Origin of the sequence: Bacillus oleivorans (assembly GCF_900207585.1) — a bacterium.
In the GTDB taxonomy this organism is placed as follows: domain Bacteria; phylum Bacillota; class Bacilli; order Bacillales; family JC228; genus Bacillus_BF; species Bacillus_BF oleivorans.
On sequence record NZ_OAOP01000016.1, the window covers coordinates 1 to 16,612 of the forward strand.

The following is a 16,612-nucleotide window of genomic DNA, read 5'->3' on the forward strand; positions in this document are numbered from 1 at the left end:
GCCAGGATCAAACTCTCCATAAAAGTGTTTGATATAGCTCTTAAAAAAATAGAATTAACGTTGACGCTTTTCTTTGTTCAGTTTTCAAGGAACAAGACCAATGAACTTTTCCATAAACTCATAAAGTTCAATGTTTTTTAGTGCTTCGCCTCAAAACAGCGACTTTATTAATATATCACATATCGCCGAATTAAGTCAACAATTTTTTTAATTATTTTTTGTTTAAGTTGTCCTTTTCTTAAGGACGAATGCTATGATAACATCCTTCAGTCAGTATTGTCAACACTATATATTAAAAAAACTGATCCAATTAGGATCAGCGTTTTTTACCTAAACAGGCAGTACCCATATATCAATGGCTGCTAATGCTACAACACCTGGGACTCCTAAGAAACCTGACAATACAGATGTAACTATATTAATCGGTACGTGAATCCCAAATTGTCCGCCTATTGCATTAAGAAAGAATAATAATAATGCGCCTATTAATATTTTGATGAGCCCATTTCCAATATATCTAAGAGGCTTTATCGAAGCACCTGTAAAGAGGAGTAATATAATAAGGATTACAGCCCCTGCGATAATCCAAACCGAGTCCACGCCACCATCTCCCTCGTAAAAAGCTTGTACTAGAGAGTATGATGCAACTGTAAAATGTAGAACATGATTTTTTTTGAATTAACGGCTGCGAATACGGACCTTCCTATTTTTTGCCTCATTTATTAAAGAAAAATAAATGGCTTCTGCAGTTTTAACTTGTTCAATTAATTCAGCACTCGGATCAAAGCTTTTATGAATCAATGTCTTTTGTTGTTCCCATGTCGTTTTCGCTTCATTTAACTCAACTATAAGCTTTTGATCATACTCCTTTTTTAACCAGCCTCTTCGGCGAAGTAGCATAAAAATTTCCCCCACACTTAATCTTAAATTTCTCTTCTTCCTTCTAATGCTCGTGAAAGTGTTACTTCATCAGCATACTCCAAATCTCCCCCAACCGGGAGACCATGTGCAATCCGGGTAACTCGGATGCCAGTTGGTTTTAATAGCCGAGAAATATACATAGCAGTCGCTTCCCCTTCAATATTTGGGTTTGTAGCGAGAATCACCTCTTGAATCGTTTCATCCTGAAGTCTTCGCAAGAGTGAAGCCACGTTTATATCATCTGGTCCAATTCCGTCCATTGGCGAAATTGCACCGTGGAGAACATGATACTGACCATTGTACTCTTTCATTTTTTCCATTGCTATTACATCTTTTGCCTCTTGGACCACACAAACCACACTTTGATCACGACGTTGGTCACTGCATATGTAGCAAGGATCTTGGTCTGTTATATGACCGCAAACAGAACAATGAGTTAATTTTCTTTTGGCATCAACTAGTGCCTTTGCGAAGTCTAATACGCTGTCTTCTTTCATATTTAGGACAAAAAAAGCCAGACGAGCGGCCGTCTTTGGTCCGATACCTGGCAATTTCATAAAACTATCAATCAGTTTAGAAATTGGTTCTGGATAGTGCATGTAAGAATTCTCCTCAGATTAGAACATTCCCGGAAGATTTAAACCTTTCGTAAATTGTCCCATTGTTGAATTTGCTAATTCATCTGCTTTTTTCATAGCATCGTTCACAGCAGCTAACACAAGATCCTGCAGCATCTCTATATCCTCAGGATCAACGACCTCTTCTTTGATTTTAACCTCAAGAACTTCTTTATGCCCGGACACAACCACGGTTACCATACCTCCGCCAGCTGTTCCTTCTAATCGTTTTTCGCCTAGTTCTTCCTGTGCTTGTTGCATTTTTTTCTGCATTTTTTGCATTTGTTTCATCATATTTTGCATATTACCCATTCCACGCATGATGTTTACCCTCCATTAATCTTTTATTTCAATAATTTCTTCTCCAAATAATCGTTTTGCTTCCGCTACGAGCGGATCTTCTTGCGTATCTTCCTCGACTTCATGACCTTCTTCTTTTTGTTTTCTTATAAAACTTTCTCGAATGGATAACCATTCTTCTTCTGGTACACCGATAAGTTCATAGTCATTTCCTGTCAGTTTATTCAATACCGCACGAATCGTTGAAGAAAAATCAGGATTATCCATTGCCATCTTACAATGAATTTCATATTTAAATTTTAGCACAAAAGCGTTCGAGGAGGCAGCAACTGGTTCGGCATCATTCAGCAATGCAGCTTGGGATCGTTTTTGTTGGTTCCCCAAATATTCAATTAACTCTCCCCAAGAACTTTTTAACTTTTGAATGTCGGTTTTAGTTGCATTTTTTAATATATCCATAATTCTGCCGGTCGGTATGTGAACAGAGGTACTTTTGGTTCGGGCTGACCGTTTACTTTTCGGCGAATCAGCTTGCCCCTGCTCTTTTGTAATTTGAATTCCATTTGCCTTAAGCATCTCTAGCTCACGTTTTAATTGTGAGATTTGGCTGGTAAATTCTTCTGCCCAGGAAGGGATGGAATTTGTCGCATTGATGCTTGCCGATTTTTTTAATTGGCAGAGCTTAATCAATGCTACTTCTGTATACACTCTCGGATGGTTCGTCCATTTCATATCCTGATGTGCCTGGTTTAAAATATGAATCATTTCGTAGATGTTTTCTGAGCTTATATGTTCAGCCATTTGTTTAAATGAATCAGACACAACGATGGTTTTAAAAATGTCACTAATATCCGGAGCAGCTTGATATAAAAGGAGATCTCTTAAAAAGAGAAGGTAATCCTCAATAAAGCGCACAGGATCTTTTCCATTTTCTAAAAGCTTTTCAAGAAGTTCTAAGACAGCCGAAGTATTTTGTTCGATTACTTCCTCTGTAATACTCTCAAAAAGTTCCTGTGAAACAGAACCTGTTACAGATAAAGCATCCTCGACTCTTAAACGATCATCACTGTAGGAAATTGCTTGATCAAGAAGGCTAAGTGCATCCCGCAAGCCGCCTTCTGCCGCTCTTGCAATAATAGGCAAGGCAAGCGGATCATAGTTCATGCCTGTTTCATTTAAGACAAACTTCATCCGCCCTACAATATCTTCAATCGTAATTCGCTTAAAATCAAATCTTTGGCATCGGGAAATGACTGTGGCAGGAATTTTATGTGATTCGGTAGTGGCTAAAATAAAAATAACATGCTGAGGCGGCTCTTCAAGGGTTTTTAAAAGTGCATTAAAGGCCCCTACAGATAACATATGTACCTCATCAATGATATAAACCTTATACGAAACTGAACTTGGCGCATACTTGACTTTATCCCGTATATCCCGAATTTCTTCTACTCCGTTATTGGAGGCTGCATCTATTTCAATTACGTCTTGAATAGAACCATCCATAATTCCAAGACAGGCCGCGCATTCATTACAAGGCTCTTTGCTTGGTCCGTTCTCACAGTTAACAGCCTTCGCCAATATCTTAGCCGCACTTGTTTTACCTGTTCCTCTTGGACCAGAAAACAAATACGCATGTGAAATTTTATTTTGTAGAAGGGCGTTTTGTAATGTTCTGGTCACATGCTCTTGTCCCACTACATCCTGGAAAGTTTGAGGTCTAAAGACTCGGTATAATGCTTGGTAACTCACGGTATCGCCCCTTTGCTTACACACTCTGTTTTATTATACATGAAACCCCTTGCGGATTCATCAACATATCGTATAGTTTTGTATATACAAAAAAACACCCTCAAAAGGGTGTTTTTCTATGTAAGTGAATGCCGTGCACCTATCCGTCGACTGCTACTCATAGGCGTTACCCAAGCAGTTAGCTCAGTTCAGGCAACCCTACGGCACATGAGAGGTTCCACTTAATGCTGCTTCCTTCCGGACCTGACATGATTCATGGATTCTCATTGCGTAGGACCCAAACGTCAACACCACTTACTTGAGGCAGACCCTACAAATAGACAGCCTCAGGAAAGGAATTCGGTCCCGCTAGAGCGGATTGCGGGTATAGGGCACCGCTACCTCCCCACTTAGCACGGCAAAATTGCTACCAAAAATAGTAAGGCGTCTTTGGAGACGCATTACAAGTATACAAAGATTTACGTAAAATTGCAATGGTTATACGTTGTCAATTCCACCCAATTCGCGCATCTTACGAAGTTTCTCTTCCTTCTTTTGCTGCCGTAATACCCGAAAGAAGTCAGTCAGGAGCAATCCACATTCATGGGCCAGTACTCCTTCCAAAACCTCACACTGATGGTTAAACCTTTCATCCTGAAGGAGATTCATAAATGTGCCAGCACATCCGGCTTTTGGATCTCTAGCACCATAAATGACTTTTTTAACCCGTGACATGACTACCGCTCCTGCGCACATAGGGCAAGGCTCTAAGGTCACATACAGTTCACAATCCTCAAGCCTCCATGTCCCTAACCTTTTACAAGCCTCATCAATCACGATAATTTCCGCGTGGGCTAACGCATTCTGGCTGGTTTCGCGGCGGTTATGGCCTTTTGCAATGACCTGATCATGTAATACTAGTACCGCACCAATCGGAACCTCACCTATTTCTTTTGCTTTTTTCGCCTCTTCAATTGCTATACTCATAAAAAATTGTTCCCGGTTCATACAAAACGTCCTTAATTATTTTATTAGCTATGTTCGGATTTCATTATAACCTTTTTATTAAAATTAATTTCAGCTTATCTTTCTCGAATCTCTTCAAATTCTGACTCATATAGTAGTGATGGTGAAGTAATTTGTCTAATCTATCTATACCATACCTAAAGCATCTTGAAGAGAGAGGTTTATACAATACGATACTACAAGAATTTTTATAACGAAAGTGAAAGGCAAGAGTCCTTAGTCGAAAAATGAGGAGGAGTTCCTGTTGCAAATTCATGTTGTTCAGCAAAACCAGTCTTTATATGGGATTGCACAAGCTTATAATACGACGGCAGAGGATATAATTGAAGCAAATGAGCTTCCTAATCCAGACCGGTTAGTCGTTGGACAAACGCTTGTAATCCCAATTGTCGGGAGGTTTTATTGGGTTCAGGCAGGTGATACCCTGTATTCAATTGGCCGCAAATTTAATGTGCCCTACCAGCAAATAGCTGCGATTAACCGCATTAATGTTAATCAGCCATTACAAATCGGAATGAGACTTTATTTACCTGATCCCCCTAAAACGAATGCTGAATTTAATGCCTATATCGAACCGCGCGGGGAAAGTGTATCTCCCGCACTTGAGGCAAGCGCCCGGGAAGCAGCTCCTTATTTAACTTATTTAGCCCCTTTTAGTTTTGAAGCACTCCGGGATGGAGGCTTAAAAGAGCCTCCTCTTGATAATTTCATTCAGATATCTAATCAAAACGAGGTTGTCGCAGTAATGGTAATCACTAATAAAGAACAGGATCAATTTAGTGACGAGCTCGGTCGTATTCTTTTAAATGACATGAATGTTCAAAATCGATTTCTCAATAATATTGTCCAAACAGCAAGAAGATACGGCTTTCGTGATATTCATTTTGATTTTGAGTTCTTACGTCCAGCTGACCGTGAAGCGTATAATAACTTTTTGCGGAAAGCGAGAGATCGGTTTAAACAGGAAGGCTGGTTTATCTCGACTGCCCTAGCCCCAAAGACAAGTGCAACACAAGTGGGTTTATGGTATGAAGCTCACGATTACAAAGCACATGGGGAAATAGTGGACTTTGTTGTGATTATGACCTATGAATGGGGATACAGCGGTGGCCCGGCAATGCCGGTCTCCCCAATCGGACCTGTTCGGGAAGTGCTCGAATATGCGATTACAGAAATGCCTTCACAGAAAATCTTAATGGGGCAAAATTTGTATGGATATGATTGGACTCTTCCTTATCAAGAAGGGACAATTGCCGAAGCAGTGAGCCCTCAGGAAGCAATTGAAAGGGCCGTCCAGCACAATGTAGCGATTCAATACGATTATGAGGATCAGGCCCCTTTTATTGAATATCGGGATGCAGAGGGGAAAAATCATATTATTTGGTTTGAAGATGCCCGCTCGATTCAGGCCAAGTTTAATTTAATTAAAGAACTGAATTTAAGAGGAATGAGCTACTGGAAACTCGGACTTGAATTCCCTCAAAACTGGCTGCTCATTGTACAAAACTTTAATGTAACAAAGAAATAGCAAGGTAACCCTAAAATAAGTGCAGAACTTTACATAATAAGTTCTGCTTTTTTTTTCAAAAATTTATCTAAACAAATAAAAATAAATCGATTTCACTCTAAATACTAATTCTGGTTATGGTAAAATATATCCTATGTTCTTTTGAAATCAGTAATTGAACTTATATACTTTTTTATGATTTTTTTCTTAAAGGAGGGACTCTCCAGTGGTTTATTCCGCCACACCCTTTATTACCGTTGAAGGCCCGATTGGTGTTGGGAAAACCTCGCTTGCAAAAGCCATTTCCGAACACTTTTCCCACCAATTATTAAAGGAAATTGTCGACGAAAACCCATTCCTGGGAAAATTCTATGAAAACATTGAAGAGTGGAGTTTTCAGACTGAAATGTTCTTTTTGTGCAATCGTTACAAACAGTTAGAGGATATCAAAACACGCTATTTAAATCATCAAATCCCTGTTGTAGCTGATTACCATATTTTTAAAAATATGATCTTTGCGATGAGAACATTAAAACCAGAACAATTTCAAAAGTACGAAAAGATTTATCAAATCTTAACAAGTGACATGCCTAGCCCCAATGTAGTGATCTATCTTCATGCAAGTTTAGATACATTGCTCAGCAGGATTCAGGTGAGAGGCAGAGATATTGAAAAAAATATCAGTCCTCTTTATTTAGAGCAGCTATCCATCGATTACGAAAAATTTATGGATCAATTCCAGAAACAGCATCCTAAAATCCCTGTTATCCGAATTAACGGAGATGAATTGGATTTCGTTAAAAACAAAGAAGATTTAAACCTTATTTTATCCAAACTACAAATGATATTAGATGAAGGAGTAATCAAACATGAACCTGCGAGATAAGTACGGAATCCCGAGAAATGGAGTTATAACAATTGCGGGAACAGTAGGCGTTGGTAAATCCACCATGACAAAAGCATTAGCGGATGCTCTTGGATATAAAACCTCCTTCGAGAAGGTAGATTCTAATCCATATTTAGATAAGTTTTACGCAGACTTTGAAAGATGGAGCTTCCATTTGCAAATCTATTTCTTAGCCGAACGTTTTAAGGAACAAAAAAGAATATTTGAATACGGAGGCGGATTTGTCCAAGACCGTTCCATTTATGAGGATACTGGTATTTTTGCTCGCATGCATTATGAAAAGGGCACGATGAATGAAGTGGATTATGAAACCTATAAAAGTTTATTTGATGCCATGGTTATGACGCCCTATTTTCCTCATCCTGATGTACTTTTATATCTAGAAGGATCTTTCGAAGACGTAGTGGAACGCATTCGTGAGCGCGGACGTCCAATGGAGCAGCAAACGCCGATCGAATATTGGGAAGAAATGTATAAACGTTATGAAAATTGGATTAATAGCTTTAATGCTTGTCCCGTTCTTCGTATTAACATAAACGATTATGATTTAATTAATAATGCGGATTCCATCGAACCCATTGTTGAAAGAATTAGTCATTTTATGAAACAGGCTCATCTTTTAAAAATGTAAACCTTAAAAGCACCGAGAGCGTAAAATGCGTTTTCCCGGTGCTTTTTTTGCATAAAAAATTAGACTGCAACCAAAAGGCTACAGTCTGTTCGGACAATCTATTCTCCAATTACATTCGCGTGTTATTGATAGTCGAAATAATGGCGGAGGAAGAGGGATTCGAACCCCCGCGCGGTTTGACCCGCCTCTCGGTTTTCAAGACCGACCCCTTCAGCCAGACTTGGGTATTCCTCCATTGTTCGACAAAAAGTATAATAGCACACCCCCAAATTCAGTGTCAACTAAATAGAAGAAGTGGGAAAATTAAAACTAATCCCTAAAATCAAAGGCTTGGAACTATTGAGATAGCCCCAAGCCTTTTTCGCTTACTTACTTATGACCTCTTTATTTCTCATATATGGACGAAGCACTTCTGGAATCACAACAGATCCGTCGGGCTGCTGATAATTTTCTAAAATGGCGGCAACTGTTCTTCCAATTGCTAAGCCAGAACCATTTAAAGTATGAACATGCTCCGGTTTACCTTTGGCATCGCGGCGGAAGCGAATGTTTGCTCTTCTTGCCTGGAACGCTTCAAAGTTACTGCAAGAAGAAATTTCACGATACGTATTATAGCTTGGGATCCAAACTTCAATATCGTACTTTTTCGCTGCCGTAAATCCTAAATCAGCGGTACACATACTCATAACTCGATATGGAAGCCCTAATAATTGCAAAACCTTCTCCGCATGACCTGTCAGTTTTTCAAGTTCTTCATAAGAATCCTCAGGCCTCACAAATTTGACAAGCTCTACCTTATTGAATTGATGCTGTCTGATAAGCCCGCGTGTATCTCTTCCGGCAGACCCTGCTTCTGAGCGGAAACATGCACTGTACGCTGCATAATTAATTGGGAGATCGTCAGCACTCAAGATTTCATCCCGATGTAAGTTGGTAACCGGTACCTCCGCCGTAGGAATCAAGAAATAATCCTCACACTCGATTAAGAAAGCATCCTCTTCAAATTTTGGCAGCTGACCGGTTCCTGTCATGCTTGTCCGATTGACCATATATGGAGGGATCACTTCTTCATATCCGTGTTCTTCCACATGTAAATCTAACATGAAGTTCATTAAAGCCCGTTCTAGGCGGGCACCTAATCCTTTATAGAAAACAAATCGGCTTCCTGTTACTTTAGCTGCTCTTTCAAAATCTAAAAGATCCAAATCAGCTGCAATATCCCAATGCGGTTTCGCTTCGAATTCAAAGGCACGAGGTTCTCCCCACTTCCGGATTTCTACATTATCATCTTCTGTATCTCCAATTGGTGTACTTTCATGCGGGATATTCGGGATGGATAATAGTAAATTTTCTAATGTTTCCTCAACAGTCCTTAATTCTTCATCCAGCCCTTTAATGCGATCTCCAACGTCTCTCATTTCTGCAATGAGCTGATCCGCATCTTGCTTTTCCTTCTTAAGTTGTGCGATTTGCCCGGAAACCTCATTGCGCTTGCTTTTTAACTGCTCGGTTTCGACAATAAGTTCGCGTCTTCTTCCATCCAACTCCTCAAATTTCCCTAAATCAGTTAAATCTTCTCCACGTTTTTGAAGCTTTTGCTTCACTTCTTCAAAATTGTTCCGTAAAAATTTAATATCCAGCATTCTGTATTCCTCCTACAAGTCAATTGATCGGAATTAGCAGCCTAGCTATAAACGACCAGCAAAGATAAACTTCCAGCCAAACAAAAAACTCCCATCCCTATAAAAGGGACGAGAGCTGATTCCCGCGTTGCCACCCTAGTTGAAAGCTCGTGAGCTTTCCACCTTAATACGAATAACGGCCCGATACCGGAAAAACTTACTACGAATAATCGATTCGGTTTTTCACTCAAGGACGGATTCACATTACTTGCACACTGGTTCGCACCACCCACCAGCTCTCTTTAGAACAAAACAATGTTACTAGTTCCTATCAACGCATTTTACTTATTTGTTAATATTAGTAAATGTACTACAATTATAAACAGCTTTCAACTATTTATACAGATTTTTTATACTTTATAAAGTATAAATTGGCAGCATGATGATAAATCGGCGCAGTTGCCAATTTTAAGTGTAACTACGCCTAAATCTCGTCTTATGGCTCGCTATTGATTAGTTTTCTTTATATTCTTCAACCATTCCAACAAAATATTTGGTTAATCGAGGGTCATCGGTTAATTCAGGATGAAAGGAACACCCTAAATACTGACCTTCACGAGCCACAACAATTCGGTCATTATATTTCGCCAGAATTTCAACATCTTCTCCAGCATCAACTATATGTGGCGCTCTGATAAAGACAGCTGGGAAGTCATCTGCCACATCGACAATGGAAACTTCCGCTTCGAAGCTTTCTTTTTGGCGGCCAAATGAATTCCGTTCCACTGTTACATCCATCAGACCAAGATGAGGCTGGTCATATCCGACGATCTTTTTAGCAAGGAGGATTAAGCCAGCACATGTGCCAAACATCGGTTTCCGGGACGCTGCAAATTGGCGAAGAGGTTCCATAAGTTCGAATTCATCTATTAATCTTCTCATCGTTGTACTTTCTCCGCCTGGAATAATCAGGCCGTCCAGCTCAGCAAGCTGCTCTGCTTTTTTAACCTGAACTGCCCGTTCCCCACAAGATTCAATGGCCCGAATATGCTCCTCAATTGCACCTTGCAGTGCTAATACACCAATTGTAAGCATGATGAAAATTCTCTCCTTATCGGCTGCGGTCCTGCATTCTTTCTTCAGGTGCGAGGGTAGAAATCTCAATTCCTTTCATCGCTGTCCCTAGGCCTTTTGAAATTTTTGCAATTAACTCATAGTCTTGATAGTGGGTAGTAGCTTCTACGATGGCTTTTGCAAATTTAGCAGGATTGTCCGATTTAAAAATACCAGAACCAACGAAAACTCCATCTGCTCCAAGCTGCATCATAAGCGCTGCATCCGCAGGAGTAGCAACTCCGCCAGCAGCAAAATTAACAACCGGAAGACGGCCGCGTTTTTTAATTTCCAGTAATACCTCATAAGGAGCACCTAAATTTTTAGCTTCAGTCATGAGTTCATCTTCACTCATGCCTACTACTTTTCGAACTTGGGCATTTACTTTCCGAATATGGCGGACAGCCTCTACGATATTACCCGTTCCAGGTTCACCTTTTGTCCGTAACATAGATGCACCTTCACCAATTCGGCGAGCTGCCTCACCTAAATCACGGCATCCGCAAACAAACGGAACTGTATAATCCTTTTTATTTAAGTGATACTCTTCATCAGCAGGCGTAAGGACTTCACTTTCGTCAATATAATCGACACCCATTGCTTCAAGTACACGTGCTTCAACAATATGGCCAATTCGTGCTTTAGCCATAACTGGAATCGATACGGCATTCATGACTTCCTCAACAATGCGGGGGTCTGCCATCCGCGCTACTCCTCCAGCTGCACGAATATCTGAGGGCACCCGTTCTAACGCCATAACTGCAACGGCTCCCGCTTCCTCTGCTATTCTTGCCTGTTCTGCATTGACAACGTCCATAATGACGCCACCCTTTTGCATTTCGGCCATTCCTCTTTTAACTCTATCTGTTCCTGTTCTCATCTATGAAAGCCCCCTTAATGATTCATATGATAATGATATTATAAGTTCATCTTACACTATTATATAAGTGCTTGTCTTTTTCATTTATTTATTTATGATATATAAAATGTTGGTAAAAATGAAAAAACTCCCCCAAAAATGAAGGAGTTCCTATATTTTATGAAAACCAACCGGAAATCGTATCAACGATTGATCCAAATAATCCACTAAAGAAATCTCCAATTCCTCTTAGCATTAATACAAACCAATTAGCTTTTTCAACTTCTGAAGTTGTAACAACTGGAATTTGGATAGACTCGTTACCTTCTTGTGTAATAAATCCAGTTGGACCTTCGCCTGTATATTCTAATGTTACATAACCGACCACTTCACCTTTTTTTACAGGAGCTGTCAGTGATTCCTTTTCTAATACAAGCTTTGGCTGGTAAAGTTCTTCTTCACCATTTCGTATCATTACAGAGATTGGCGTTTCAGTTGCAATTTCAACAGAATCTTCTTTTCCTTTCTCTACCGGAATGGACTCTTTTCCTTCTTCTTGATAGCCTTCAGCTACTAGTTCTACTTTATTAAAGTTTGAAAATCCATAGTTTAAGAGGGTTTCAGTCTCAGAAAAACGCGTTTCTCTTTCAGCAGTTTTCATAATGACCGAAATAAATCTGCGTCCATCACGCTCCGCAGTGCCTGTAATCGCATATCCGGCAAAATCAGTAGAACCCGTTTTTAAACCATCCATACCTGCATATTCATAGATTAACCCAGGAAGCATCCAGTTAAAATTCGTATATTCCCGGCCATCTCTGAACGGCAATTTCGGTATACTCGCCGTTTCTAAAACCTCTGGATAATCAGTTATTAACCGATACGCTAAACGAGCTGTATCTCTGGCTGACATAATGTTTTCAGCATTAACATCCGTTCCCTGCGGATGGTTACCGAGTAAACTAGAGTTATTCAAACCCGTTGAATTAACAAATTTAAAGTTTTCTAATCCTAACTCAGCTGCTTTTTCATTCATCAATTTAACAAAATTGGTTTCACTGCCGCTGATCAGCTCGGCTAAAGCTACAGTTGCCGCATTCGCAGAATGGATTGCCATTGCCTGGTATAGTTCTAATACCGTGTAAGCTTCACCTTGTGTTAACCCTATATTAGATAGGCCAGGTGCAGATGAAAGCTTATGAATATATTCATTAATAACGACTTCCTGTTCCCAGCTAATCTTTTTGTCGTGGATTGCCTCTAACACTATGTATTCTGTCAGCATCTTAGACATACTCGCCACACCAAGAGCCGTATCTGCATTTTTTTCATACAATACTTTTCCGGTTTCACCATCAATTAAAATGGCTGCTTCTGCTGTTAATCCTAATGGATCGGTTGCAGCTTGAGCTGTATGTTGAACACCAAATATAGACGTAAAGAGCGCCATCCATACGAGTGCAAAAATCATGGTGATTTTACTCGCTCTTTTCATAAAATTCCCCTCCAAAGCATCCTTCTAATTTCTCCGTTAAGTGTACCATAATTACTAGCAAAAAAATAGACAGAGTCCTAAGACCCTGTCCCTTGTAAATACTAGTGGGAAAGGAAAAGTTTGTGAAAAATAGGTCTTTATGCCTGGATGATTAAGAAGAGTAATTTGGCGCTTCTTTTGTAATTTGGACATTATGCGGATGACTCTCTCTTAATCCAGCACCCGTTATCTTAACAAACTTTGTCTTTTCTCGCAGTTCCTCTAAATTCTTTGTTCCGCAGTAACCCATTCCAGAACGGATTCCTCCGATCAATTGGAAAATGGTATCACTTAGAGGACCTTTATAAGGAACTCTTCCTTCAATTCCTTCTGGAACAAACTTTTTCTGATCTTCTTGGAAGTATCGATCCTTCGAACCTTTTTCCATGGCTCCCACAGAGCCCATACCACGGTATACTTTAAAGCGGCGTCCCTGATAGATTTCCGTTTCGCCAGGGCTTTCAGAAAGACCTGCGAGCAAGCTTCCTAACATTACAGCGTGACCGCCTGCTGCTAGTGCCTTTACAATATCTCCAGAATATTTAATTCCGCCATCTGCAATGATAGTCTTTCCATGTTTTTTTGCTTCAATAGCGCTGTCATAAACAGCTGTAATCTGAGGGACACCGACACCGGAAACAACCCTTGTTGTACAAATGGAACCTGGTCCGATCCCAACTTTTACAACATCAGCCCCCGCTTCAATTAATGCTTTTGTTCCCTCAGCCGTTGCTACATTTCCGGCAATAATATTTAAATTAGGATATAAGCTTCTAATTTCTTTTACAGTATCTAAAACACCTTGGGAGTGACCATGAGCCGTGTCAACAACAATGGCATCTACCTTAGCCTGAACCAGCATTTCAACACGTTTCAAAGTATCCTTTGTTACTCCAACTGCTGCTGCAACTAACAGACGGCCTTGGTCATCTTTTGCTGCATTTGGAAATTCTATCACCTTTTCAATATCCTTAATTGTGATCAATCCTTTAAGGACCCCTTCTTCATCAACAAGTGGAAGTTTCTCAATTTTGTATTTTTGCAGGATACTTTCTGCTTCTTCCACCGTGGTTCCTACAGGACCAGTAACAAGCTCCTCTTTAGTCATGACATCACTGATCTTTAAGGAATAATCCGATATAAAACGTAAATCCCGATTCGTTAAAATGCCGACAAGCTTTTGTTCCTCTAAATTGTTCACAATTGGAACACCTGAAATCCGATATTTTCCCATCAAATGCTCAGCATCATAGACTTGGTGCTCAGGAGTTAAAAAGAAAGGATCTGTTATAACCCCATTCTCAGAGCGTTTTACCCGGTCAACCTGTTCTGCCTGTTGCTCAATCGACATATTTTTATGGATAACACCAAGGCCTCCCTGACGTGCCATCGCAATTGCCATTTCGGCTTCGGTAACAGTATCCATCCCCGCGCTAATTATAGGAATATTAAGTTTCAGCGTATCGGTCAATTGAACTTTTAAGTCAACATCCTTTGGTAAAACTTCTGAATGCCCAGGAATTAACAACACATCATCAAACGTAAGACCCTCTTTTGCGAACTTATCTTCCCACATTTTTATAGCCTCCCGGAAAAAAATATTATTTGTAGGTTATCAATTGGTCAAACTAGTGTCAAGAAGGTAATAATATGTTCAATAATTCAAAAAATTTGGGGGACACATTGTGATTTCCAATTCTATATGGTCACAAATGGACATTTTTATGTCTGCTGCATTCGTTCAAAAAAAGTTAAAAACACATTATTTAAAACATAATTATGATTCCCAAAAAAGCTATGAGAATACTTACCGCTTCATGTATTTCTTAGAACAAGGCAAAGCCTATTATTCGCTTGCTGAACAGAGCCATCTTTCGATCAAACCAACCTTAATTTTTTATGGATATATCAATTTATTAAAAGCCTGTATTCTCTTGAATGACCCAAATTATCCAGAATCTACTAGCGTGTTAGCACATGGAGTTACAGCGAGAAAAAGAAAAAAACAAAATTATTCGTTTTTAAAAGATGAAATTAAAATTCAAAAACACGGTCTCTTTCCTCACATGTCTATGAAAATGTTTCACATGAAACACTTAGAGGGAGAAAAGTGGTCGATGCAGGATTTGCTAAATGAAATACCAGAATTAGAACCGTATCTTCTAGAACTCATTAGTGAACAGCCTCTTATCAAATTAGAGAATACAGAAAACACAGTGATAATCCGAGAACAATTGTTAGATTACTATCACCTATCCATTCATGGGTTTACGCAGCATATCTCGGGATTTTTTGAGGGAGCCACAGTTCAAGCTACTCCATTTAGAAACCAAAATCAACTTTCGTTTTCTGAGCCTGCTTTTACGCAAACAAATGAGAGATTACCCTTCCGCTTTCATGTTACAGATAAGAGTTATTGGATTCGTACGGAGAAAACGACTTTGCAAACCTATCCGGAGATGCTGGTTCATTACTTAATCCTATACAACCTCAGTATGATTGCCCGCTATGAAACGGATTGGTGGTGTGATTTAATTAAAACGATGCCGAATGAAGAGTATCCTTTAATTTCTTCATTCCTGCGCATAACTGCTACAAAAGGGCCTTATTTTGTTTTTCATTTCATTCGGGATTCGTTGAGGGGAGACGAGTAGGGAGAAGGTTTACATTACACATTATGGGTGGAAAGGAAAGAGCAGACCAGCACCTGTTTTGAGTATTAATTATATTTTTGCACGATAAATAAGATTTTTGCACGTTAGACGTCTATTTTCGAACGTTAATTGGGGTTTTTTGCACGTTATTCGGTATTTTTCGCACGTTAATTTGCATTTTCACTTGAATAATCTCCTTTTTACTGCCGGTCAACAAGAATAAATAAAAAAATGATGAAATCTAATTATTTTAACAAAAAAACATTAAACCATGTCATGATTACCGATATTTCATAAAATTCATACCCAAAACTCTAAAAAATGATGAAAAAATGAGGCAATTCCTTTTAACAACTGGCCCTTTATTTAATTTTCTATAAAAAAACAGCCTAGGATTATCGAATCCCAAGCTGTTTCCGCTTTGCCTGGCAACGTCCTACTCTCGCAGGGGGCGCCCCCAACTACCATCGGCACTGCGGCGGCTTCCGATGACCGGCGAATTCCGGCGTCTGCTGCACTCAGTCACATCCTCGTGTACGAAGTACACTCCGGTGTTCCCTCCCTTGCATCCTTGGACTTCTTGGTCCTCGAAACCCTTGGACTCCACTTTATCCTTTTTCCTCAATCAACCCTATTTTTCTTTCCTACCGTGTCCTTTCGGACACAAAAAAACAACCTAGGATTTGATCATCCTAAGTTGTTGCGTTTTGTGCCTGGCAACGTCCTACTCTCGCAGGGGGAGAGCCCCCAACTACCATTGGCGCTGAGAAGCTTAACTTCCGTGTTCGGGATGGGAACGGGTGTGACCTTCTCGCCATCATTACCAGACCGGTTATAGCTGAAAAAATAAAGACAAATTCTATTATAATGGGTTTCTTGAAATTTTCAAGAACTATTTTAGAGAACTTCGTTCTCTCAAAACTAGATAACGACTAAAGAATTATCTGTAAGGACCGAATCACCATGTTTGTTTTGTCTAGCTGCAGAAGCCAAATCCTTCGGCTGCTTCGCTTCTTCTGTCGAAGTCAAAGAACGGACTTCTCCGTCAGAAGCTCCACCATCCTCGGATTTAAGCGGTTCTTTTAGCTTTTCGATTTTGGTTAAGTCCTCGATCGATTAGTATCTGTCAGCTCCACACGTCACCGTGCTTCCACCTCAGACCTATCTACCTTGTCATCTTCAAGGGATCTTAC

General features: G+C 39.8%; 15 protein-coding genes, 1 tRNA gene, 2 rRNA genes, 1 other RNA gene and 1 other annotated feature. Of the genes, 4 read left to right on the top strand and 15 right to left on the bottom strand.

All coding sequences use genetic code 11. From position 1 onward, the window contains the following. Positions 1-330 precede the first annotated feature (330 nt). The 7 genes from CRO56_RS22020 to tadA form a co-directional block, all read right to left on the bottom strand. Positions 331-600: a pro-sigmaK processing inhibitor BofA family protein gene (locus CRO56_RS22020; protein ID WP_097160794.1), complete on the bottom strand. Its 270-nt coding sequence runs from the start codon at positions 598-600 to the stop codon at positions 331-333. Between the two features lie 78 nt (positions 601-678). Beyond that, positions 679-900, bottom strand: a complete 222-nt coding sequence (locus tag CRO56_RS22025; protein ID WP_097160795.1) for a YaaL family protein — start codon at positions 898-900, stop codon at positions 679-681. 23 nt (positions 901-923) lie between these two features. Then, on the bottom strand, positions 924-1,520 hold the full coding sequence (gene recR / locus CRO56_RS22030; protein WP_097160796.1) for a recombination mediator RecR: 597 nt from the start codon (positions 1,518-1,520) through the stop codon (positions 924-926). An 18-nt stretch (positions 1,521-1,538) separates the two neighbouring features. Next, positions 1,539-1,859, bottom strand: a complete 321-nt coding sequence (locus CRO56_RS22035; protein ID WP_097160797.1) for a YbaB/EbfC family nucleoid-associated protein — start codon at positions 1,857-1,859, stop codon at positions 1,539-1,541. A 15-nt stretch (positions 1,860-1,874) separates the two neighbouring features. Continuing rightward, the gene (gene dnaX / locus CRO56_RS22040; RefSeq protein ID WP_097160798.1) at positions 1,875-3,587 is read right to left on the bottom strand and encodes a DNA polymerase III subunit gamma/tau; all 1,713 of its coding nucleotides are present in this window, start codon (positions 3,585-3,587) and stop codon (positions 1,875-1,877) included. 131 nt (positions 3,588-3,718) lie between these two features. Further along, positions 3,719-3,985: signal recognition particle sRNA large type (gene ffs, locus CRO56_RS22045), an RNA gene on the bottom strand. A 79-nt stretch (positions 3,986-4,064) separates the two neighbouring features. Further along, the gene (gene tadA / locus CRO56_RS22050) at positions 4,065-4,574 is read right to left on the bottom strand and encodes a tRNA adenosine(34) deaminase TadA (protein WP_097160799.1); all 510 of its coding nucleotides are present in this window, start codon (positions 4,572-4,574) and stop codon (positions 4,065-4,067) included. Positions 4,575-4,836: 262 nt separating this feature from the next. Here tadA and CRO56_RS22055 point away from each other — a divergent pair, with 262 nt between their 5' ends. The 3 genes from CRO56_RS22055 to CRO56_RS22065 all read left to right on the top strand — a co-directional run bounded on the left by CRO56_RS22055 (position 4,837) and on the right by CRO56_RS22065 (position 7,637). Continuing rightward, entirely contained in the window at positions 4,837-6,120 is a 1,284-nt protein-coding gene (locus CRO56_RS22055; protein ID WP_097160800.1) for a glycoside hydrolase family 18 protein, read from the top strand. A 205-nt stretch (positions 6,121-6,325) separates the two neighbouring features. Next, positions 6,326-6,985, top strand: a complete 660-nt coding sequence (locus CRO56_RS22060; RefSeq protein ID WP_097160801.1) for a deoxynucleoside kinase — start codon at positions 6,326-6,328, stop codon at positions 6,983-6,985. Next, positions 6,969-7,637: a deoxynucleoside kinase gene (locus tag CRO56_RS22065; protein ID WP_097160802.1), complete on the top strand. Its 669-nt coding sequence runs from the start codon at positions 6,969-6,971 to the stop codon at positions 7,635-7,637. The genes CRO56_RS22060 and CRO56_RS22065 overlap by 17 nt, the downstream gene beginning before the upstream one ends. 141 nt (positions 7,638-7,778) lie before the next feature. Here the strand turns inward: CRO56_RS22065 and CRO56_RS22070 are convergent. From CRO56_RS22070 to guaB, 6 genes are all read right to left on the bottom strand, one after another. Next, positions 7,779-7,871: transfer RNA gene (locus tag CRO56_RS22070), tRNA-Ser, on the bottom strand. Between the two features lie 131 nt (positions 7,872-8,002). After that, positions 8,003-9,280 carry a serine--tRNA ligase gene (gene serS, locus CRO56_RS22075; RefSeq protein WP_097160803.1) on the bottom strand — a complete coding sequence of 426 codons (1,278 nt, stop codon included), beginning with the start codon at positions 9,278-9,280 and terminating at the stop codon, positions 8,003-8,005. Positions 9,281-9,381: 101 nt separating this feature from the next. After that, positions 9,382-9,603: a binding site (T-box leader), on the bottom strand. A gap of 169 nt (positions 9,604-9,772) precedes the next feature. Then, positions 9,773-10,354, bottom strand: a complete 582-nt coding sequence (pdxT, locus tag CRO56_RS22080) for a pyridoxal 5'-phosphate synthase glutaminase subunit PdxT (protein WP_097160804.1) — start codon at positions 10,352-10,354, stop codon at positions 9,773-9,775. 16 nt (positions 10,355-10,370) lie between these two features. Continuing rightward, positions 10,371-11,252 carry a pyridoxal 5'-phosphate synthase lyase subunit PdxS gene (gene pdxS / locus CRO56_RS22085; RefSeq protein ID WP_097160805.1) on the bottom strand — a complete coding sequence of 294 codons (882 nt, stop codon included), beginning with the start codon at positions 11,250-11,252 and terminating at the stop codon, positions 10,371-10,373. A 157-nt stretch (positions 11,253-11,409) separates the two neighbouring features. Next, the gene (locus tag CRO56_RS22090; RefSeq protein ID WP_097160806.1) at positions 11,410-12,726 is read right to left on the bottom strand and encodes a D-alanyl-D-alanine carboxypeptidase family protein; all 1,317 of its coding nucleotides are present in this window, start codon (positions 12,724-12,726) and stop codon (positions 11,410-11,412) included. Between the two features lie 151 nt (positions 12,727-12,877). Next, positions 12,878-14,341 (bottom strand): IMP dehydrogenase, encoded by a 1,464-nt coding sequence (gene guaB, locus CRO56_RS22095; RefSeq protein WP_097160807.1) that lies wholly within the window; start codon positions 14,339-14,341, stop codon positions 12,878-12,880. 109 nt (positions 14,342-14,450) lie between these two features. Here guaB and CRO56_RS22100 point away from each other — a divergent pair, with 109 nt between their 5' ends. Further along, a complete protein-coding gene (locus CRO56_RS22100) occupies positions 14,451-15,419 on the top strand; it encodes a YaaC family protein (protein ID WP_097160808.1) in 969 nt (322 codons plus the stop codon). A gap of 711 nt (positions 15,420-16,130) precedes the next feature. Here the strand turns inward: CRO56_RS22100 and rrf are convergent. Then, positions 16,131-16,247 (bottom strand): 5S ribosomal RNA (gene rrf, locus CRO56_RS22105). A 268-nt stretch (positions 16,248-16,515) separates the two neighbouring features. After that, a 23S ribosomal RNA gene (locus CRO56_RS22110) occupies positions 16,516-16,612 on the bottom strand; the annotation flags it as partial.